Genomic DNA, 20,465 nt, shown 5'->3' with positions numbered 1-20,465 from the left:
TTATATTATTTTGATTATACCATTTTATAAAAAAATTTACAAAATTTACTTATTATTAATTTTATTTTCCTTTTTATAATATAAAAACTATAAATTTTAATTTTTTAATTAATGTAAAAACAAAAAGGATAGCTATAAGTTTCCCCATAACTATCCCTTTAATATTATTTATATTCTATCCATCTCATTTCCATAGGTTTAAGTTCTAATTTTGAACTTAACTTTCCATCTATAAACAATTCTGTATTTTGCATTTCTCTTGTATTATTTATTACAGCTATTTTACCTATATTTTCAAAGGCTGAACACTCGGTATTTACATTTGTAACATAATACTTTTTCATTTCATCTTCTTTATTTGCTGCAAAATAAATTGCCCTTAGAAGTAATCTACAATTTTGTGGAGTGTATGGAAGCCCTGCAAAGTAAACACTTCTTCCCTTTCCAAAAGTATTTACAACTAACTGAGAGTATTCTCTATCCATTTCTAAGATTTGATAATTATCTCCTTTAGAATAAACTTTAGCCATTCCCTCTCCAAAATCTAATTTTTCCTTAATATCATCAAGTAAAAAATGTTTCTTATTTACTTCATTATATTTTCTTGTACTAAGAGAAAAACCAATTTCCTTATCAACTCCTAATATATCATCTAATTGAAAATATCTTCCTTCATATTGACAAGCTGTAGGTTCTCCTACGCCTATAAATCCTCCACCATTGTAAACCCATTCTCTAATTTTAGTTACTAGCTTTTCATCCTTCCAATTATCTCCGCCACTCCATGCAGTATATCCATCTCCAGCATTTATTAATACTTTTATATCAGATGGAATTTTATTATATCTTATATCATCAAAACTTATAAATTCTACATCTACAGGCATACCACTTAAACATTCAATAACTCCAATATAAGAGTATATTTCTCTATACCAAAGAGCGTGAGCTACTTGATTAGTTTGCCATGTTCTAAGTTTTCCCCAAGAATTTAATACTCCAACCTTTAAAGATGTATAAGGCTTTTCACCTTTTATAGTTTCATGGATTTCTCTAAACTCATTACATATTTTTTCAACCTCATCTACAAACTCTGGAAACTCTTTAGTTAATCCTAAATAACCTCCATATCCAATTCTTTCAAGAGGTTTTCTAAGTATTGCACGTCTTGCTTGAAGCCAGTTTTCTTGCCCTTCCTTTACTGGATCTCCCCCTTCTTTAAATACATCTGGAAAAAAGTATGGTAAAAATCTTCCCTCTGTATATTTAACTCCAGGAATATCACTTATCATTCTCATTGTTGTTCCATTTCCAACAGAACCTACAACTGCATCTAACCCTATACTTTCAAAATATTTTCCATAAGGTTCTGTCCCTATCCAGTTATCACCTAAAAACATCATTGCTTCTTTCCCTTTTTTATGACACATATCTACCATTTTCTTTGCAAGACTTGCAACCCATTTAGATTGAAAATCTATATAATCCTTAAACTCTTTAGTTGGAACTCTAAAAGGGGAATTATAATAACCTTCATCTACAATATCCTCTGTCCTTAATTTATAGCCTTTATCTTTTTCAAAATCCTCCATTGCCTTAGGACTTACAGAAGAGCTATATCCAAACCAATCAACAAACTTTTCTTTACCAATTTCATTAAAGCATAAAGTAAAATGATGGAAAAATGTTGTAAATCGAACTACATCTATATCTTCATTTTCATTAAGCCATTTTTCTAAAAGTTCTAACATATGCTTTTGAGTTTTTGGTTGTCTACAATCATAAGGAATTTCATGAGGCTTATCTCCCCAATTGTTTGTAATATGGTTATACATTTCTGTAGGATCCCAAATCATATAAACTAAGAAGTTTACTGTATACTTATGCCAAAGCTTAGCATTTTCTATTAAAACCTTTTCATTTTCTTTATTAAAAGTCCAACTATTTATATCTAAAACTTCACCTGTTGTTCTATCTATAACTTCCCACCATTTCTTTTCATCATGAACTTTATCAACTAAAAATTGTTCTTTAAAATACCCCTTTAATAAATCTATCTCTATATTATCTGAAGTTGCAACAACAGGTTCTGACATTAAATAAAGCTGCTGAACTTCATCCATATTTTCCTTAATAAACTCTTGATCATTTCTTGTTGTTAGGTATGTACTGTAATTTTTTACACCTAACTCATTTATCTCATTACCAAGCTTTGTTCCATCACAATCTCTAATGGCATCTGCTCCCCATTTTTCTATTATTTTCTTTATATACTCATTCATATTTTTATCAGTTGGTATTGTAACTCTTCCTTTTGTCATAAATTAAACCTCCCCAAAAATCATTACTTAAATTTTAATTTATAAAAATAATTTTTAGAATGGATGTTTTTTTTAGATATATATATTATTTTTACTTTTAGAATATATAACAGAAACCTTTTTTAAAAGTAAGTAAATATAAGAGATTAACTAAAATAAGACCTTATCTAATTTGCTATACATTTATTTAGTCTTTCTTTATAATCCTTTGGAGGAATTTCTCCACTTAAAGTATATGCCATAAGAGCTGCTCCATGCCATGGTTCTATTTCAGGTTCCTTAATAATACAATTAATATTTTCTTCTTTAATCATCCTTTTTAAAGGTTCTAGTATAAGATCCCCTGACTTAAATACTCCACCAGTATATGAAACTATAAATTTATCATTAAATTTTAATTTTTCACTTAAAACTTTAATATGAAGAAATAACTCATAGGCTGCTTCTTCAAATATTTTTTTACATGCACCACATCCTTTTGATGCTGCAATAGATCCTATACTTGCAAAGGATGCTATTTCTGTTCTTGAAAACTTTAATTTATTAAATACAATATCAACAATTTCAAAATAATCTTGTATATTTAATTTTTCTTCTAAAGTCTTAACTAAAATTGTTTCCTTACTTCTTCCATCCTTTTGCTTTGTATATTCATTTATAACTTTAAGTGCAATAAAGTAAGCACTTCCATCATCACCAATTCCAGGTCCAAAGCCTCCACAGCGACCTTCTTCACCTCTTTCATTTCTTCCATAGGCAATACTTCCAGTTCCAGCAACTATATTTATTCCATTAGTACAACCTGTACCAGCTGCCCAGCCTGCAACTCCATCATTTCCAATTGTATATGGTATTTCATTAAATATTTCATCAATTACATTATCTATTATTCTTTTATCATTTTTACTTTCTCCATACCCTGGAACTCCTATAAATAAATATTCAATATTTTCAGGTCTTATATTTGCTTTACTGCAAATTAATTCAAAAGCTTCTTTTAATTCCTTTTTTAAATTTTCTTCTCCAATTTGGTGAATATGAATAGTTCCCCTCTCCATATCAACAATAACATTAAGATTTTCATCAATTAAAATATATCTAGTTTTAGTTCCTCCTCCATCTACCCCTAAATAATACATTTTATTTACCTCCTATAATTTTTCTGTAAACTTTATCATTTTCATTAATTTTATCAATCCTTTCTCTTTTAAGTCAACTGAAAAAGAATTATCTAAAAAAATAATATTATAAATTAAATTATTTATACATATTTATAATATTACTAATTTAAATAAATTTTAGATAACAAAAAAAGTAAATTATTTAATAATACTAGTAAAAATAATACATAGTGTTTAATCTAATACACAATTATAATTAAGTTATATTAAATTGTACTTAAAAGATTTAGTTAATCTTATTAACTACATAAAGGAGAGTTTTATTATGGCAGGATTAATACTAAAAAATATTAACAAAGTTTATGAAAACGGTTTTAAAGCCGTTAGTGATTTTAATTTAGATATTAAAGATAAAGAATTTATAGTTTTTGTTGGACCTTCAGGCTGTGGAAAATCTACAACTCTTAGAATGATAGCTGGCCTTGAAGAAATTAGTGATGGTGAATTATATATTGGAGATACATTAGTTAATGATGTTGCTCCAAAGGATAGAGATATAGCTATGGTATTTCAAAATTATGCCCTATATCCTCATATGACTGTTTATGAAAATATGTCCTTTGGACTTAAACTAAAAAAGTTACCTAAAAATGAAATTGATAAAAAGGTTAAAGACGCTGCTAAAATATTAGATATTAGCCACCTTTTAGATAGAAAGCCTAAAGCTTTATCTGGTGGTCAAAGACAAAGAGTTGCTATGGGAAGAGCAATAGTTAGACATCCAAAAGTATTCTTAATGGATGAACCTTTGTCAAACCTTGATGCAAAACTTAGAGTTCAAATGAGAATTGAAATTTCAAAATTATATAATGATCTTCAAACAACATTTATATATGTAACTCATGATCAAACTGAAGCAATGACTCTTGGTACAAGAATTGTAGTTATGAAAGATGGTATAATTCAGCAAGTTGCAACTCCAAAAGAAATTTATGAAAATCCTGTTAATATGTTTGTTGCTGGATTTATAGGAAGTCCTCAAATGAATTTCTTATATGGTTCTATTAATAAAGATAAAACTATAAAAATCTTTGATAATAATATAAGTCTTCCTAAAGATAAAGTACCTTTATTAAATAAAACTAAACATACTGATGTAATTTTAGGTATTAGACCTGAAAATATTTTTATAGATGATAATATTCCTACTGAGGAACCTTTAGTTAAATTTGATGGTATTGTTGAACTTATAGAAAATCTAGGTTCTGAAACCTACATTCATATAAAGAAAGATGATAGAAATATGATTATAAAGGCACAAGGAGCATTATCTTATACTAATGGTGATAAAATAACTTTTGCCTTTAATACTGAAAAAATTCATATTTTTGATAAAGAAACACAAAATACTGTGTTTTAAATTATAGATTTTATCCCCCAAAATTACATTTTAAATAGATAAAAACATAGAGTTTTAAAAAACTCTATGTTTTTTTATTTAAAATTAAAAGGCCACTTTGAAAGTAGCCTTTTAATTTATTTAAATAAATCCTTAAATCCTTTTTTATGGTGTTTTTCAGTTCCATCAACATTTTCGCCAGAAGCTTCCATAAACATTAATAAAGCTTCCTTTTGCTTTTCGTTAAGTTTCTTTGGAATATCAACTATAACCTTAACGTATTGATCTCCCCTTCCACTACCATTAACTCTTGGAACACCTTTACCCTTTAACCTGAATAATGTTCCTGATTGAGTTCCTGCTGGAACTGTATATTTAACATTTCCATCTACTGTTTCAACAGTTATTTCAGTTCCAAGTGTTGCCTTACCAATTGAAATATGAGTATCTACATATATGTCTATACCTTTTCTTGTAAACTTATTAGAAGGTGCAACTATTATATTTATATAAAGGTCTCCAGCTGGACCTCCATTACTTCCATGTTCACCTTGTCCTCTAAGTGGCATAACATTTCCACTATCTACTCCTGCAGGAATATTTACTTTTATTTTTCTATTCTTTCTAACTTGGCCTTTACCTTTACATGTTGGACATGGCTCTTCTATAACTTTACCAGTTCCTCCACATTTATTACAAGTTGTTGTACTTACAAAACTTCCAAGAGGAGTTTGTCTTTGTACTCTTATTTGACCTGTTCCATGACATGTTGGACATGTCTTAGGAGATGTTCCAGGTTTAGCACCTGTTCCATGACATGTTTCACATTCTTCATTTCTTGTAATTGATATTTCTTTCTCTACGCCTTTGATAGCTTCTTCAAAAGTTAATCTTATTGTATATTCAATGTCATCCCCTCTTCTAGGGCCATTTCTTCTTGATGAACTACTTCCACCACCGCCACCAAAGAATGTATCAAATATATCTCCAAAACCTCCCATATCTGAGAAGTCAAAGCCTCCAAATCCACCTGCTCCAAATCCACTTCCATCAAAATCAGCTGTTCCAAATTGATCGTATTTAGCTTTTTTATCTGGGTCTGAAAGTACTTGATATGCTTCATTAATTTCTTTAAATTTTTGTTCTGCTTCAGCATTTCCTTGATTTTTATCAGGATGGTATTTTATAGCTAGCTTCCTAAAGGCCTTTTTTATTTCAGCGTCACTTGCACCCTTCTCTAAACCAAGGATTTCATAATAGTCTTTTTGTGCCATCTATTTTCACCACCATACATTATAAACTTTACAAAAGGGAAGACGACTGTTGCCTTCCCTCTCTTTTGTATTATATAAGAAACTATAGTATTTTTACAACTATTTATCGTCTTCTACTTTAAAATCTGCATCTACAACATTATCATCATGTGGTGCTGATCCTTGACTTCCTTGTGCTCCACCCATGTTGTTTGGATCAAATCCTTGACCTTGTGCTCCTGGTTGTGCACCTGCTTCTTGATATATCTTTGATGATATTGCATAGAATTCTTGAGTTAATTCATCAATTGCCTTCTTAATTCCTTCTAAATCATCACTATCTTTAATCTTCTTAACTTCTTCTAATTTAGCTTGAACTTTTGCTTTATCATCAGCTGAAACTTTATCTCCAAGTTCTTCTAAAGTTTTTTCTGTTTGATATACAACTTGTTCAGCATTATTCTTAACTTCTATTGATTCTTTTCTCTTCTTATCTTCTTCAGCAAACTTTTCAGCTTCTTTTACAGCCTTATCTACTTCATCTTCACTTAGGTTAGTTGAAGCAGTAATTGTAATGTTAGCTTCCTTACCAGTTCCCTTATCCATTGCAGATACCTTAACAATACCGTTAGCATCTATATCAAATGTTACTTCGATTTGAGGAATTCCTCTTGGTGCTGGAGCGATTCCTGATAATGTGAATCTTCCTAATGTCTTATTATCAGCAGCCATTTGTCTTTCACCTTGAACTACGTGAATTTCAACTGATGTTTGACCATCTGCAGCTGTTGAGAATGTTTGACTCTTCTTAGCTGGGATTGTTGTATTTCTTTCTATAAGTGGAGTAGCAACTCCTCCTAAAGTTTCAATTCCAAGTGTTAATGGTGTAACATCTAGTAATAATACATCCTTAACTTCTCCAGTTAATACACCTGCTTGAATAGCTGCACCAATTGCAACACATTCATCTGGGTTAACTCCCTTTGAAGGTTCTTTTCCTACGAAGTTTTTAACTGCATCTTGAACAGCTGGTATTCTTGTTGATCCACCAACTAATAATATCTTATCAATTTCATTTAATGAAATTCCTGCATCAGCTATTGCTTTCTTCATTGGTTCAATTGATCTTTGAACTAAGTCATGAGTTAATTCATTAAATTTAGCTCTTGTTAAGTTCATATCTATGTGTTTTGGACCATTTGCATCTGCTGTTATAAATGGTAAGTTAATATTTGTTTGAGTTGATGATGATAATTCTATCTTAGCTTTTTCTGCTGCTTCTTTTAATCTTTGAAGAGCCATCTTATCTTGTCTTAAATCAATTCCATTTTGAGCTTTGAATTCTTCTGCTATATAATCCATGATTTTGTTATCAAAATCATCTCCACCAAGTTTTGTATCTCCATTTGTTGATAATACTTCAAATACTCCATCTCCAAGTTCTAGTATAGATACATCGAAAGTACCACCACCTAGGTCATATACTAATACTTTTTCTTCTTTTTCTGTCTTATCTAGTCCATATGCAAGTGCTGCTGCTGTTGGTTCGTTTATTATTCTTAAAACTTCAAGTCCTGCTATTTTACCAGCATCTTTTGTTGCTTGTCTTTCAGCATCATTAAAGTAAGCTGGAACTGTTATAACTGCTTGAGTTACCTTTTCTCCTAAATAGCTTTCAGCATCTGATTTTAATTTTTGAAGTATCATTGCTGATATTTCTTGAGGTGTATATTCTTTTCCTTCAACTTTAACTTTATAATCAGTTCCCATATGTCTCTTTATTGAGATTATTGTTCTATCTGGATTTGTAATTGCTTGTCTTTTAGCAACTTGACCAACTAATCTTTCTCCATTGTCTTGGAATGAAACAACTGATGGAGTTGTTCTTGAACCTTCTGCATTTGTAATTACAACTGGTTCTCCACCTTCCATAACTGCTACACATGAATTTGTAGTTCCTAAGTCAATTCCTATAATTTTACTCATAATTTATTCCTCCCTACGCAAACTATCGTTTGTTATAAATTTCTAATTTATTTCAATCTATTTTTATTTTAGTTAGCTACTTTAACAACAGAATGTCTTATAACTTTATCTCCTCTTTTATATCCCTTCATAAAAACTTCAGCAACTGAATTTTTATCAAGATTTTCATCTTCAACATGCATTACTGCTTGATGAATATTTGGATCAAAGCCTTCTTCTGTTTCTATTTCTTCAACACCTAATTTTTCTAAAGCTGATTTAAAGCCTTTAAGTGTCATTTCAACACCTTTTTTCATATCTTCAACATTTCCATCAGCTTCTAGTGCTCTTTCTAAATTATCAAGATTTGGTACAATTTCTTTTAATACATCTACACATGCATCTGTATAAATACCTTCTTTTTCTTTAGCTGTTCTCTTTCTGAAATTTTCATACTCAGCTGTTACTCTTAGAAGTCTATCTTTTAATGCCTCAAGCTCACTGTTTAACTTTTTATTTTCTTCTTTGTATTTCTTAAACATGCTTAAATCATCCTCTTCTTTTTTATCATTACTGTCAACTTGAGGTTCTTCTGAGGCTTCTTCTAAGTTTTCTTTTACTTCTTCATTCTCTTTAATTTCTTCCTCATTTTTCATTTCTTTTTCTAAGTTTTCTTTGTTATCTACCATTTTTTTCTAACACACCTCTCCTCTTTTAATTTTTAGACTGCCCTTTCAAGGTTTTATTTAACTCTTTCATGACTTGTGCCATTATTGCGATTACTTTTGAATAGTTAATTCTTCTAGGACCTATTAATCCAATAGTACCCTTTGCACTATCACCTAGAGAATACTCAGCTGATATAACGCTGCATTCTTTTGCTTCTTCGATGTAATTTTCATCACCAATTTTTATTGTTATATCACTTTCAGGTTCTATAAGTTCAACAACACAATCCTTATTATGAAGAAGCGATAATATTTCTCTAGCTTTTCCTATATCATTATACTCTGGAAAGTTTAATATATTAGTTGCACCTTCCATGAAGACTCTTGAAGTATCATCTTCCTTTAAGCATTGATATAATGCTGGAAGCATTGCATTAAATACTTCCTCATAGCCATGTAAATCCACCTTTAAGTTGTTTATTACTTCTAAATTAATTTCATCTATTGAAAGATGTAACAGTCTTTTATTTAAAGTTTTATTTATCTTACTTAAAATATCATTTGGAGGTACTTTTTTTACTCTTATTATTTGATTTTTAATAAGACCTCCATCTGTAACTATTACTGCTAAAAGGGTTCTTTCATCAACATTAATTATCTGTATAGATTTCAAACAACTCATACTTATTGAAGGTGTTTTAACAACACATGTTAAATGAGTTAATTCTGAAAGTAATGTACTTGCATTTTTAACAATCTTACTAACTTCAAGCATTGCTGAGTTAATAACATACTCTCTTATCTTTAAATCTTCTTCCTTACTTAAAAGTGGTTTATCCATTAAGCTGTCTACATATAATCTATAGCCTTTACTTGATGGAATTCTTCCAGAGGATGTGTGAGGTTGTTCTAAATACCCCATATCTTCAAGGTCTGCCATTTCATTTCTGATTGTAGCAGATCCAACTCCTAAGTCATGATTTTTTGCTATTGTTCTAGAACCTACTGGTTCTCCAGTTTTAATGTAATCATTGATAATAGCTTCTAAGATTTTTATTTTTCTATCATCAATAACCATATCATCACCTCTGTTTATTAGCACTCACTATCATCGAGTGCTAATGACTATAGTTAAATAATATTCTCGTTGAATATTTTTGTCAACGAGAATATTAAGTTTTTAATTATAATTAATTCAATTTAAATTTATTTATCTTTATTTTTCTTTAAATTGCTCTCATTTCATACTATTTATAATATAAATTCACTCATTACCCAATTAGATAATTCAATTCCTTTATGTGTAAGAAAAATTCTCCCATTTATATCTTTTAAAAGGCCCTTATTTATATTATCCATTATTACTTTTCCATATACATCTTCTATATTTTTATTAAATCTTTTTTTAAATTCTTCTCGACTTACACCTTTTATCATTCTAAGACCTAAAAACATAAACTCTTCCATATCTTCTTTATCTGTATTATTAATTATACTTTCATAAACATCTTCATTATTATTTATTTTTTCAATATAAGTTTTAATATCATCAATATTTTTTATTCTTTCTTCATTTATATAAGAGCTTGCTGATACTCCTACTCCTAAATATTCTTTACATTCCCAATAAATTTTATTATGAATACATTCTTTATTTTTCTTTGAATAATTAGATATTTCATATTGATGATACCCATTTGTCTCTAAAATATCTTTAGTTATACTATACATCGCTCTTTCTTCTTCCTCTGATGGAAGATTAAGTAACCCTTTTTCAGACATCTTATAAAAAGGAGTCCCCTCTTCTATTATTAAGCTATAACAGGAAATATGTTCAGGATCTAATTTTATAATATCATTTAATGTTTCTTTATAATCGTAAACACTTTGATTTGGAAGTCCAAACATAATATCTATATTTATATTTTTAATGCCTTCTTCTCTAGCCCTATTATAATTTTCTTTAAATTCTTCTATAGTATGTATTCTTCCTATTTTTTTCAATAATTCGTTATTTGTTGTTTGAAGACCCATACTAATTCTATTAATTCCATTCTCCTTTATTATTTTAATCTTTTCTTTTGTTAATGTTCCTGGATTACACTCCATTGTTTTCTCTGCAAATTCATCTATATAATTTAAATTTCTTAAAGTTTTTAATAATTTTTCAATATTATTATCCTTTAAATAGGATGGAGTTCCTCCTCCTATAAATAAACTTCTAATAATTTTATTTTTACATTTTTCATTAATTTCTTTAATTAATGCATCTATATAATCATCTTCTAAACTTTCTTTTCCTGAATAAGATGGAAAATCACAGTATAAACATTTTTGCTTGCAAAAAGGAATATGCACATATAAACTAATCTCTTGCATTTTATGTCACCTTCTTTTAAAAATTTTTTGCTATGTTTTAGGTTAATGTTAATTGTTAGATAGCCATTAAGACTTACTTAATTTTGCAAAGAGGGTTTCTATTATCTATTTACAAATAATGAAACTCTAATTACTTAATTAAAATGATATTACAATTCTATCTAAGATGAGCACTAGTTTAAAACATAGTCTAATAATTATAACAAAAAAGAAGATTCTAATGTAACCTTTACTTAGAATCTTCTTTAAATATTTTATAATATAGCTTCTGCTTGTTCTTCTAAATGTTTTAATTCTTTTCCTTCTGTTTCTATAACAGAAAAATCATAGACTTCTTTAAAATTATAAAAGAAATTTGCAAATGCAATTTTTTGTGCCCTATTTATATCAAGGTCTATTGCTATTTTATCTAAATAATCTACTTCTTTGTCTCCATAATTACCATCTACTAATGCTAATCCAACTAATTCAAAGTAGGCTATTCTTTTTATTCTCTCTTTGCTTTTCTTTAAAATATCTATGGATTCATCATAAGATAAATTTCCTATTTCTGTATTCTCTAACCCAAGCTCTTTTATATAGTCCTTTATTAATCTTTTTTCTTCTTTTGCAAGTACATTATCTATATTTGCAAATCTATTTACTAAATTTATAAATGCAATAGATTCCTCATTATTAAATTCCTTTAAAAACATAAAATACCCTCCTTTTCTTCTGTTTATTATACATTAAATAATAACTTTTTTCACTTCAGTTAAAAGAATTTTAACTTTTTTCTAATAAGTCTATGTTAATTACATTATGAATTAATAAATTTCTCTGAAGTCTATCAATTTTTGTCTTTATTTCTTCATTGTTAAATATTATTAAAACTTCATTATTTAGTCCATTATTTAAAATACGTTTATCTACACTGCTTCCTTTTAAACTTATTGGGATTATCTCTCCATTATTTCTCTTTAAAGTACCTGAAATAATTCCTTTTTTTCTTAATTTCTTACACTTTACTTTTATATCTCTTATATCAACTTTTAACACCTTTGTATACACCCCCATATTTTACTTGTAGTAAAGTATATGCAAAGATTATAATTTAATTCCCCTACATTTATAATTTACATAATTTTCTAAAATTAAATTTTCTAAATTTATTTTGAACAAAAGCAAAGTCTATTTAAATTCATAAGATAGGCTATACCAGCAATCGTAGTTCCATAAAAATATACTGGTTTATCTAAATTTAAGAAATTAACTATACTTCCATTACAACTTGTACTTCCAGTTGCTAATATAATATCTGCCCAATTAACTACTTCATTATATTTTTCTATACCATCTTCTATAATGACAGAACATTTTTCTTTTCCTATATTATCTTTATCTAAATCAAGAACCCTTACATTAAATTTTTTACTTAATTCATTTAATATTCCAGGTTGAAGTCCTATAAGTGCAATATTTTTATTTTTAAACTTATCTTCCATTTCATCTAACATTTTAATAGCACATTCTTTAGGCTCTCCATCCTTACAATGCACTGTTTTATCAATAAGATTTAAACTTCTAAGTACAGCATTTAATGTTGCTATAAAAATTGGAGTATTTTCTTCAATAGATAAATCAAGGTCTAAAATTTCCTGTAATGTTCCTTTAAAAACTTTAGGACTATCAGTATATGCCTGTCCTATAAAACCTTTGTAATTTGAGTTTAACAAAGCTTCCTTACCCTTTAATATAGGATAATCCTTTCTTTCTGGATATCCAATAGCTTCATGTGGCTTAAGTTTTCTTGTTAAAACTACCTCTTCATTTACATCTATATTATTTTCTTTTATTATATTTATAAATTTTTCTTTTACTTCATTATAAAATTCCATTTTTCCACCTACTTTAAAAGATTTTCATAATTACCCTTTTCGAATTCATCTTTAAATTTTTTTATAGTCATAATATGTTTAAGATTTCCATCTTTCATTATTCCTATATTATCACCTAAAGCTAAGGCTTCATTTATATCATGGGTAACATGAATAACTGTTGTCTTAAAATTTTTATTTATATTTTTTATTTCTTCTATTAAAATATCCTTTGTAATCTTATCTAAGGCACTTAAAGGCTCATCTAAAAGGAGAATATCTGGTGATGTTATTAATGCTCTAGCTAAAGCCACCCTTTGACTTTCTCCTCCACTTAAATTTTTAGGATATCTTTTTTTTAAATTATCTATTTTAAATATTTTTAAATATTTATCTACTTTTTCTTTTATTATATGTTTTTTCTCTCCCTTTACTTTTAACCCAAAGGCTATATTTTCTTGTACATTTAAAAAAGGAAAAAGTTCATGTTTTTGATATACAAATCCAATTTTTCTTTTTTCTATATCAATATTAGAAATTATTTTTTCATTATATATAATTTTCCCGGAAAAATTCTCATACATTCCTGATAATGTTTCTAAAAATACTGTTTTCCCATTTCCACTTGCACCTAAAATAACAAAATATTCTCCATTTTCTATAGTTAAATTAATATTTTTTAGAGAAAACTCTCCTAATTTTAAGTTAATATTTTTAATTTCTAACATTGTTTTTCCCTTCTAAAATTTCAAAAGGTAATATAGTAAGCATTGATATTATTATAAGTATTGTAGCAACTCCAATTGCTATGTCCATATCTCCTGTTGAAACATTTAAATATATTGATGTTGGAAGAATTTCTGTTCTCATTCTTGTTGTCCCAACTAAAAGCATTACAGCCCCAAACTCTCCAAGTGCTCTTGAAAATGTTATTATAAGGGTTGAAATTATATCCTTTTTTATTAAAGGTAAGGTTACTTTATAAAAACATTTAAATCTACTACATCCAAGGGTTCTTGCAACAAATTCCATTTTAGAATTTGATCCATCTATAGCTGTTTTTAACATTTTTATAGAAAAAGAAATATTAACAAAAACCTGAGCAAGTACTATTCCCTTAACTGTAAAAACAAAATCCAATCCTATACTTTGCAAAAATCTCCCTATAAAAGAATTTCCACATACTAAAAGTAGTGCTATACCAAGTATTAAATGTGGAAGGGACATTGGAATGTAAAGAATTGTTGATATTATTTTTTTAAATTTAAAGTCTAACCTTGAAAGTGTAAAGGATACAGGCAATGAAATAATTAAACAAATTAAGGTTGATATTATAGATGTTTTAAAACTAAGCAGTAATGCAAATTGTATTTCTTCTGATAAAAGACATTCTTTTATAGTAAATACCCCTCTTATTACTAAAAACAATATAGGGGTTAACGTAAATACTAGGGTTAATACTAATAAAGTTATTAACCCTAATTTAAATATTTTATTTCCCAATTTATTTTACAGGCTTAAATCCGTGTTTTTCAAATATAGTCTTTCCTTTATCTGAAGAAACATATTCTACAAATTTATTTGCCATCTCTTTTTCTTTAGATGATTTAACTGCTGATATTGGTAATATTTGATTTACATTTTGTTTTTCTGGTATTTCTATAACATCAATTTTATCGTTTTTATATACACTATCTTTTGTTGCTATTGCAGCATCTGCTTTACCATCAACAACATGCATTGTAACTTCATTAATAGTTGGAACCTTTGCTACTACATTTTTCTTTATTCCATCTAATTTATTTTTTTCTATTATTTTTTGTGTTGTTTTACCAATTGCATTTGCCTTTTCATCTCCTAAAATAACTTTCACACCATCTTTTTGAAGATCCTTTAAAGTTTTAATATTTTTAGGATTACCTTTTTTAGTAATTATAGCTGGTGTATGATAAGCTACTTCCTTGCAGTCTTCTACAAGATTTTTCTTTTTAGCTGCATCATAGGCATTTTTAGAACCTACTATAAAAACGTCTCCTTTTCCTGATGTTTCTAACTGACTAAGTAATTGAGTTGAACCTGCAAATATGTATTCTACCTTTACCCCTGTTTCCTTTTGGAAGTTTTTTGCTATTTCTCCCATTGGTTTTTTAAGCCCTGCTCCACTATAAACTACAAGAGTTTTATTACTTGGTTGTTTATTTTCTGTTTTATTAGATGATGCAGTTTCTGCTTTGTTTGTACATCCTATGAAACTAAAAACGATTACACAAATAGCTAACATAATAGATGTCATTTTTTTAATACTCATAAAGTACTTCCCCCTTAACAAAATTTTCTATTTCTTTTAAATTATATACAAATAATTAATTTTTTTCAATGTTTTTACATATATATTTTAATTATATTTTAAATTTTATAAAAATATTTTATTATAACATTTATATATATTGTAATCTTTTTTAATAGAAAGTTTTTCTGAGAAAATTAAAAGAAATCCCAAATTTAGGATTTCTTTTATATTTAATATTTATTAATCTACTTTTAATATTGACATAAATGCTTCTTGAGGTACTTCAACTGATCCAACCTGTCTCATTCTCTTCTTACCTTCTTTTTGTTTTTCAAGAAGTTTTCTCTTTCTTGAGATATCTCCTCCATAACATTTAGCAAGTACATCTTTTCTCATAGCTTTTACAGTTTCTCTAGCTATTATTTTTGAACCTACAGCAGCTTGTATTGGCACTTCAAAAAGTTGTCTTGGAATAATTTCCTTAAGCTTTTCTGCAATTCCTCTTCCTTTATGATAAGCTCTCTCCTTTGGAACTATCATTGATAATGCATCAACTACATCTCCATTTAAAAGAATATCAAGCTTGCAAAGATCTGCTTTTTCATATCCTTTAAATTCATAATCTAAAGATGCATATCCTCTTGTTTTTGATTTTAATGTATCAAAGAAATCATAAACTATTTCATTTAAAGGAATATCATAATTTATTACCGCTCTAGTTTCCTCCATATATTGCATATCAATATATGTTCCTCTTCTGTCTTGGCAAAGTTCCATAACTGCTCCAACATATTCAGTTGGTGTTATAATAGCTGCCTTAACTACTGGTTCTTCCATATAATCTATTTCAGTCATTTCTGGAAGATTAGTTGGATTTGTAATATCTAAAACTGTTCCATCAGTCTTTTTAATTTTGTATATAACAGATGGTGCTGTTGTTATAATATCAAGATTAAATTCTCTCTCAATTCTTTCTTGTATTATTTCCATGTGTAATAAACCTAAGAATCCACATCTAAATCCAAAGCCTAAGGCTACAGAAGTTTCTGGTTCAAAATTTAATGCCGCATCATTAATTTGAAGCTTTTCTAATGCTTCTTTTAATTCTTCATATTTTGCTCCATCAACTGGATATATACCTGAATAAACCATAGGTATTGCTGGTTTGTATCCTGGAAGTGCTTCTTTTGTTTCTCTTCCACTTTCTGTTATTGTATCTCCAACTCTAGCATCTTTAACATTTTTAATTGATGCTGTTACATATCCAACATCTCCAGCACTTAATTCATTAACTGGTAAAAATCCTGGAGTAAATACCCCAACTTCAGTTACATCATAAACTTTATTAGTTGCCATAAATTTAATTTTTGTTCCTCTTTTTACTACACCATCTTTAACTCTTACATAACTTACAACTCCTTTATAAGAATCATAATATGAGTCAAATACTAATGCTTTAAGAGGTGCTTTTTCATCACCACTTGGCGCTGGTATATCACGAACTACAGCTTCTAATACATCTTCTACATTAAGTCCTGTTTTAGCTGATATCATTGGTGCTTCATCTGCTGGAATTCCAATTACATCTTCTATTTCTTGTTTTACTTCATCAGGTCTTGCTGATGGTAAATCTATTTTATTTATAACAGGAGTTATTTCTAAATCATTATCTAAAGCTAAATAACAATTTGCTAAAGTTTGTGCTTGAATTCCTTGAGTTGCATCAACAACTAAAACAGCACCTTCGCAGGCAGCTAAACTTCTTGATACTTCATATGTAAAATCTACGTGTCCTGGAGTATCTATAAGATTTAAAATATATTCTTCTCCATTTTCTCTTCTGTAAATAAGTCTTGCTGCTTGGGATTTTATTGTAATTCCTCTTTCTCTTTCAAGCTCCATATTATCAAGTACTTGTTCTTCCATCTCTCTTTTAGTTAAAGTACCTGTAATTTCTAACAATCTATCTGCTAATGTTGATTTACCGTGATCTATATGTGCTACTATTGAAAAATTTCTAATAAATTTTTGTCTATCATTTTTCATATATAAAACTGCCCTTCCATTAATAAAAGCAGTTATTTCACCCCCATATATTAAAGTCAAGCTAAATTATATCACACTTTACACCTTAAGTGTCAATAATTTATGGGCTATTATAACTGCTCTTTATTATTTATTTTAAGGTATTATCTTTTGAAATAAAGATTCTATATTACTAATTAAATTATTAGTTATAGATTCCACTTTTAAAAATGCTTTTTTTGCTCCTTTTAATAAACTTGATTCTTCTTTTATTCTTATTTTATTATCATTAATTGTAACTAAATACTCTCCATTTGCTTCTTCATAAATCTTAACATTAGAATTATCTTGAATAAAACTTTTAAATTCATCTCCAAACTCTGAATTAACTATTTTTTTGTTGTCATCAGTATTTCCAACGGGAGAAAGTGCTTTTGTATTTATAACATTTATCTTAACTAAATTTAAAATTGCACATATTAAAATAAATACCGAAAATATTCCTAGTAAGTATTTATTTCTTTTCATAAATGGTCACCTCTTTAAACTTTTATACCTATAATATTGACCATTTTATAAAAAATTTATTCATTTTTTGCCATTTATATATTCTGCTATTATTCTTCCTATATATTTTGCTGAATTCATAACTTCCTTTGATGTATTTATATTTGCACCTACTTCTATAAGTATTGAATTATTAAATATATCTTGATTAAAATGATTTATTCCATTAGTATATTCCACTGTACCTTTTGAAAAACCTGGATAAAGAGACTTAGTTATTTTACTTAATTCATCTTCTACCTTTTTAGTTGATTTAGTATAATTTTTACTTCCTTTAGATACTACATAAGCTATTTTTCCCACATCTTCACCATTTATTTTTGTAGTAAAGGCATTTTTTGTTGTTTGAGTAGCATTTTTACGATTAACTCCATCTCTATGAATATCAATTACAAGCTTAAATTTATCTCCTAATTTATCATAATATCTTTTTACAGTTTGCCTTGACCTATTATAGCTATCATTGTATGAATTATCATGAACAGTTTTATCATGTATTACTGATATTCCATACTTTTCAAGTTCTTTAGTTATTATGTTTCCAACTCCTACTACATTATGATTAGGGTCATTTGTAAAGTTTTTAGTTTCTAAATAACCTTCACCTGTATGAGTATGATAAATTAAAACTTCTGGCTTTGATTTATTAAGTTCTTTTTTTAGCTTAGGATTATATAAGTTATTTTTTTCTTCATCTGTATATTTTATTATTGATCCCTCATCTAATTCAAAGGGCTTATAATCTTCTACTCCATTATTTTTTGCTATTCTCTCATCTAATTTAAATATTGGATTTTCACTATTTACTAATTTTTGAGCACTTATATCATAAAGACCTACTGCCTGCAATGCTATGTTTTTTAAAGATAAATTATTTTCATAATATGCTCCTTCCTCATAAACTTGAGTTTCTACTAAGGGCATTGAAAAATTTAAGAGTTCTACATATACAAGGCCTCCTCTTTCATTATTGTCTTTAAGAATATATATACATCTTCCAAAAAAAATAACTAAACATACTAATAATACTACTATCCCTATATCTAATGAATTGCCTACATTTCTCCCTTTAGTTTTTGATATCACTCCTAATCCCCTCCCCACTCTTAAATGTATATGAGGGAATTTACATAATTATTATATTTTTAGCCCATAAATTTATTTATGTCCTCAAGTTCAAGATTAGGTTGAACTGCTATATTTATTCCATTTGCAATCATTTTAGATAATGAATCTATTACTAAATCTACTTCCTTTGGAGTAACTATAAGATCTCCTACATAAGGATTTAATAACTCTTTTATTAGAACACTTTTTTCATTTCTATCTATACTTTTAATCATTTTAAAAAGTTCTGATCCACTTTCTGACTTACGTATAAGTTCATCTATTACTAAATCTATACTATCATTTGCTATAGTTGAAGCATCTACAACTGTTGGAACCCCAATAGCTACAACTTTAACTCCTAATGTTTCTTCATTTATTTTCATTCTATGATTTCCAACACCAGCTCCTGGTGATATTCCTGTATTACTTATTTGAATTGTTCTATTAACCCTTTCAATTCTTCTAGATGCTAATGCATCAATACATATTACTAAATCTGGATTTACCTTTTCTACTAAAGCTTTTATTATTTCTACAGTTTCTATTCCTGTAATTCCTAAAACTCCTGGTGCAATAGCACAAACTGGTATTATTGAATCATCAATAGCCTCTGGCATTACTTCCTTTAAATGCCTTGTAATCATTATTTTTTCAACTACTTTAGGTCCAAGGGCATCTGGTGTAACTTTCCAGTTACCAAGTCCTACTATAAGAGCAATTTCTTTTTCTTTAATATTAACTAATTCCTTTAATGTTTTACCTACTGCCTTTGAAACATCATCCATAAGTTCTCCATCATAAATTGTATGATCTGGAATGTCTATTGTTATATAAGTCCCAATTGGTTTTCCAAGTTTTTTTGCTCCATCTTCATTGTTTATTTTTACTGTAGTAACTTTGCTATCATTTATTACATTTTCATCTACTATTACTCCATCTATTTCATTTTTGTGGACTTTTGTATAATCCTCTTTTGCTTCTATTGCAAGGTCTGTTCTAAAATTTAGCATACTTTCACCTCTTACTTTATTATATCTTCAAGATTATTTTTCCTTATTGTTTGAATTTAATACTTGAATATAATAAATTTCAATGCTATAATATGGTTTGTTGAATATAAACTCGTATGCAGATTCCCCAAAAGACTGCATTGAGGCCCTATAAAATTTAGAGGGGGTGAAAAGTAATGGCAAATATAAAATCAGCAAAAAAAAGAATTAAAGTTACTGAAACTAAAACTTTAAACAATAGAATGATTAAATCAGCTTTAAAAACTGCTATAAAGAAGTTTGAAATGGCTATCGAAGCTAACAATGCTGAAGAAGCTAAAGCTTTATTCGTTAAGGCTACTAAGTCTTTAGATATGGCTGCTTCAAAAGGAGTTCTTCATAAGAACATGGTTGCTAGAAAGAAGTCAAGATTAGCTGCAAAGTTAAATGCTATGGCATAGTAACATAAACCGACCTTTAAGGTCGGTTATTTACTTTTTTAAGATTATCTTAAAATTTACA

Annotated in this window: 19 protein-coding genes; 2 read left to right on the top strand and 17 right to left on the bottom strand. The window is 28.0% G+C overall.

From position 1 onward, the window contains the following. Positions 1–164 precede the first annotated feature (164 nt). Positions 165–2,321, bottom strand: a complete 2,157-nt coding sequence (gene gnpA / locus J2S18_RS08300; protein ID WP_307485605.1) for a 1,3-beta-galactosyl-N-acetylhexosamine phosphorylase — start codon at positions 2,319–2,321, stop codon at positions 165–167. 167 nt (positions 2,322–2,488) lie between these two features. Next, positions 2,489–3,460 (bottom strand): N-acetylglucosamine kinase, encoded by a 972-nt coding sequence (locus J2S18_RS08295; protein WP_307485603.1) that lies wholly within the window; start codon positions 3,458–3,460, stop codon positions 2,489–2,491. A gap of 307 nt (positions 3,461–3,767) precedes the next feature. Here J2S18_RS08295 and J2S18_RS08290 point away from each other — a divergent pair, with 307 nt between their 5' ends. Continuing rightward, positions 3,768–4,862 carry an ABC transporter ATP-binding protein gene (locus tag J2S18_RS08290; RefSeq protein ID WP_307485599.1) on the top strand — a complete coding sequence of 365 codons (1,095 nt, stop codon included), beginning with the start codon at positions 3,768–3,770 and terminating at the stop codon, positions 4,860–4,862. Between the two features lie 116 nt (positions 4,863–4,978). On the opposite strand, the gene dnaJ is transcribed toward J2S18_RS08290, so the two are convergent. The 15 genes from dnaJ to gpr all read right to left on the bottom strand — a co-directional run bounded on the left by dnaJ (position 4,979) and on the right by gpr (position 19,964). Beyond that, positions 4,979–6,115 carry a molecular chaperone DnaJ gene (gene dnaJ, locus J2S18_RS08285; protein WP_307485595.1) on the bottom strand — a complete coding sequence of 379 codons (1,137 nt, stop codon included), beginning with the start codon at positions 6,113–6,115 and terminating at the stop codon, positions 4,979–4,981. Between the two features lie 99 nt (positions 6,116–6,214). Next, a complete protein-coding gene (gene dnaK, locus J2S18_RS08280; RefSeq protein ID WP_307485592.1) occupies positions 6,215–8,080 on the bottom strand; it encodes a molecular chaperone DnaK in 1,866 nt (621 codons plus the stop codon). A gap of 68 nt (positions 8,081–8,148) precedes the next feature. Next, the gene (grpE, locus tag J2S18_RS08275) at positions 8,149–8,748 is read right to left on the bottom strand and encodes a nucleotide exchange factor GrpE (RefSeq protein ID WP_307485590.1); all 600 of its coding nucleotides are present in this window, start codon (positions 8,746–8,748) and stop codon (positions 8,149–8,151) included. Between the two features lie 25 nt (positions 8,749–8,773). Next, the gene (gene hrcA / locus J2S18_RS08270; RefSeq protein ID WP_307485635.1) at positions 8,774–9,805 is read right to left on the bottom strand and encodes a heat-inducible transcriptional repressor HrcA; all 1,032 of its coding nucleotides are present in this window, start codon (positions 9,803–9,805) and stop codon (positions 8,774–8,776) included. A 173-nt stretch (positions 9,806–9,978) separates the two neighbouring features. Next, the gene (gene hemW, locus J2S18_RS08265) at positions 9,979–11,106 is read right to left on the bottom strand and encodes a radical SAM family heme chaperone HemW (RefSeq protein ID WP_307485587.1); all 1,128 of its coding nucleotides are present in this window, start codon (positions 11,104–11,106) and stop codon (positions 9,979–9,981) included. A 254-nt stretch (positions 11,107–11,360) separates the two neighbouring features. Beyond that, entirely contained in the window at positions 11,361–11,801 is a 441-nt protein-coding gene (locus J2S18_RS08260) for a hypothetical protein (protein ID WP_307485586.1), read from the bottom strand. A gap of 70 nt (positions 11,802–11,871) precedes the next feature. Beyond that, entirely contained in the window at positions 11,872–12,144 is a 273-nt protein-coding gene (locus J2S18_RS08255; protein WP_307485585.1) for a hypothetical protein, read from the bottom strand. A gap of 110 nt (positions 12,145–12,254) precedes the next feature. Next, positions 12,255–12,983: a Rossmann-like domain-containing protein gene (locus J2S18_RS08250; RefSeq protein ID WP_307485583.1), complete on the bottom strand. Its 729-nt coding sequence runs from the start codon at positions 12,981–12,983 to the stop codon at positions 12,255–12,257. Between the two features lie 8 nt (positions 12,984–12,991). Then, on the bottom strand, positions 12,992–13,690 hold the full coding sequence (locus J2S18_RS08245; protein ID WP_307485580.1) for an ABC transporter ATP-binding protein: 699 nt from the start codon (positions 13,688–13,690) through the stop codon (positions 12,992–12,994). Further along, on the bottom strand, positions 13,677–14,390 hold the full coding sequence (locus J2S18_RS08240; RefSeq protein WP_307485577.1) for an ABC transporter permease: 714 nt from the start codon (positions 14,388–14,390) through the stop codon (positions 13,677–13,679). Before J2S18_RS08240 ends, J2S18_RS08245 begins: the two co-directional genes overlap by 14 nt. Positions 14,391–14,466: 76 nt before the next feature. Beyond that, a complete protein-coding gene (modA, locus tag J2S18_RS08235; RefSeq protein WP_307485575.1) occupies positions 14,467–15,270 on the bottom strand; it encodes a molybdate ABC transporter substrate-binding protein in 804 nt (267 codons plus the stop codon). Between the two features lie 222 nt (positions 15,271–15,492). Continuing rightward, a complete protein-coding gene (lepA, locus tag J2S18_RS08230; RefSeq protein WP_307485572.1) occupies positions 15,493–17,298 on the bottom strand; it encodes a translation elongation factor 4 in 1,806 nt (601 codons plus the stop codon). Between the two features lie 135 nt (positions 17,299–17,433). Continuing rightward, a complete protein-coding gene (locus tag J2S18_RS08225; protein ID WP_307485569.1) occupies positions 17,434–17,805 on the bottom strand; it encodes a sporulation-related protein NgaS in 372 nt (123 codons plus the stop codon). A 60-nt stretch (positions 17,806–17,865) separates the two neighbouring features. Then, entirely contained in the window at positions 17,866–18,930 is a 1,065-nt protein-coding gene (locus tag J2S18_RS08220) for a stage II sporulation protein P (RefSeq protein ID WP_307485566.1), read from the bottom strand. A gap of 59 nt (positions 18,931–18,989) precedes the next feature. After that, positions 18,990–19,964 carry a GPR endopeptidase gene (gene gpr, locus J2S18_RS08215; protein WP_307485564.1) on the bottom strand — a complete coding sequence of 325 codons (975 nt, stop codon included), beginning with the start codon at positions 19,962–19,964 and terminating at the stop codon, positions 18,990–18,992. 176 nt (positions 19,965–20,140) lie between these two features. On the opposite strand from gpr, the gene rpsT reads away from it, so the two are divergent. After that, entirely contained in the window at positions 20,141–20,404 is a 264-nt protein-coding gene (gene rpsT / locus J2S18_RS08210; RefSeq protein ID WP_307485561.1) for a 30S ribosomal protein S20, read from the top strand. Positions 20,405–20,465 lie beyond the last annotated feature (61 nt).

The organism is Eubacterium multiforme (genome assembly GCF_030813415.1).
Classification (GTDB): domain Bacteria; phylum Bacillota; class Clostridia; order Clostridiales; family Clostridiaceae; genus Clostridium; species Clostridium multiforme.
The sequence above is the reverse complement of the archived record's forward strand: the minus strand, read 5'-3'. Positions and strand labels throughout refer to the sequence as shown.

Bases quoted from the DNA above. Each gene is read 5' to 3' on its own strand.
- J2S18_RS08260 (WP_307485586.1), bottom strand. From the start codon at position 11,801: ATGTTTTTAAAGGAATTTAATAATGAGGAATCTATTGCATTTATAAAT.
- gnpA (WP_307485605.1), bottom strand. From the start codon at position 2,321: ATGACAAAAGGAAGAGTTACAATACCAACTGATAAAAATATGAATGAG.
- J2S18_RS08295 (WP_307485603.1), bottom strand. From the start codon at position 3,460: ATGTATTATTTAGGGGTAGATGGAGGAGGAACTAAAACTAGATATATT.
- J2S18_RS08245 (WP_307485580.1), bottom strand. From the start codon at position 13,690: ATGTTAGAAATTAAAAATATTAACTTAAAATTAGGAGAGTTTTCTCTA.
- hemW (WP_307485587.1), bottom strand. From the start codon at position 11,106: ATGCAAGAGATTAGTTTATATGTGCATATTCCTTTTTGCAAGCAAAAA.
- dnaK (WP_307485592.1), bottom strand. From the start codon at position 8,080: ATGAGTAAAATTATAGGAATTGACTTAGGAACTACAAATTCATGTGTA.
- modA (WP_307485575.1), bottom strand. From the start codon at position 15,270: ATGAGTATTAAAAAAATGACATCTATTATGTTAGCTATTTGTGTAATC.
- lepA (WP_307485572.1), bottom strand. From the start codon at position 17,298: ATGAAAAATGATAGACAAAAATTTATTAGAAATTTTTCAATAGTAGCA.
- J2S18_RS08250 (WP_307485583.1), bottom strand. From the start codon at position 12,983: ATGGAATTTTATAATGAAGTAAAAGAAAAATTTATAAATATAATAAAA.
- dnaJ (WP_307485595.1), bottom strand. From the start codon at position 6,115: ATGGCACAAAAAGACTATTATGAAATCCTTGGTTTAGAGAAGGGTGCA.
- hrcA (WP_307485635.1), bottom strand. From the start codon at position 9,805: ATGGTTATTGATGATAGAAAAATAAAAATCTTAGAAGCTATTATCAAT.
- rpsT (WP_307485561.1), top strand. From the start codon at position 20,141: ATGGCAAATATAAAATCAGCAAAAAAAAGAATTAAAGTTACTGAAACT.
- grpE (WP_307485590.1), bottom strand. From the start codon at position 8,748: ATGGTAGATAACAAAGAAAACTTAGAAAAAGAAATGAAAAATGAGGAA.
- J2S18_RS08225 (WP_307485569.1), bottom strand. From the start codon at position 17,805: ATGAAAAGAAATAAATACTTACTAGGAATATTTTCGGTATTTATTTTA.
- gpr (WP_307485564.1), bottom strand. From the start codon at position 19,964: ATGCTAAATTTTAGAACAGACCTTGCAATAGAAGCAAAAGAGGATTAT.
- J2S18_RS08290 (WP_307485599.1), top strand. From the start codon at position 3,768: ATGGCAGGATTAATACTAAAAAATATTAACAAAGTTTATGAAAACGGT.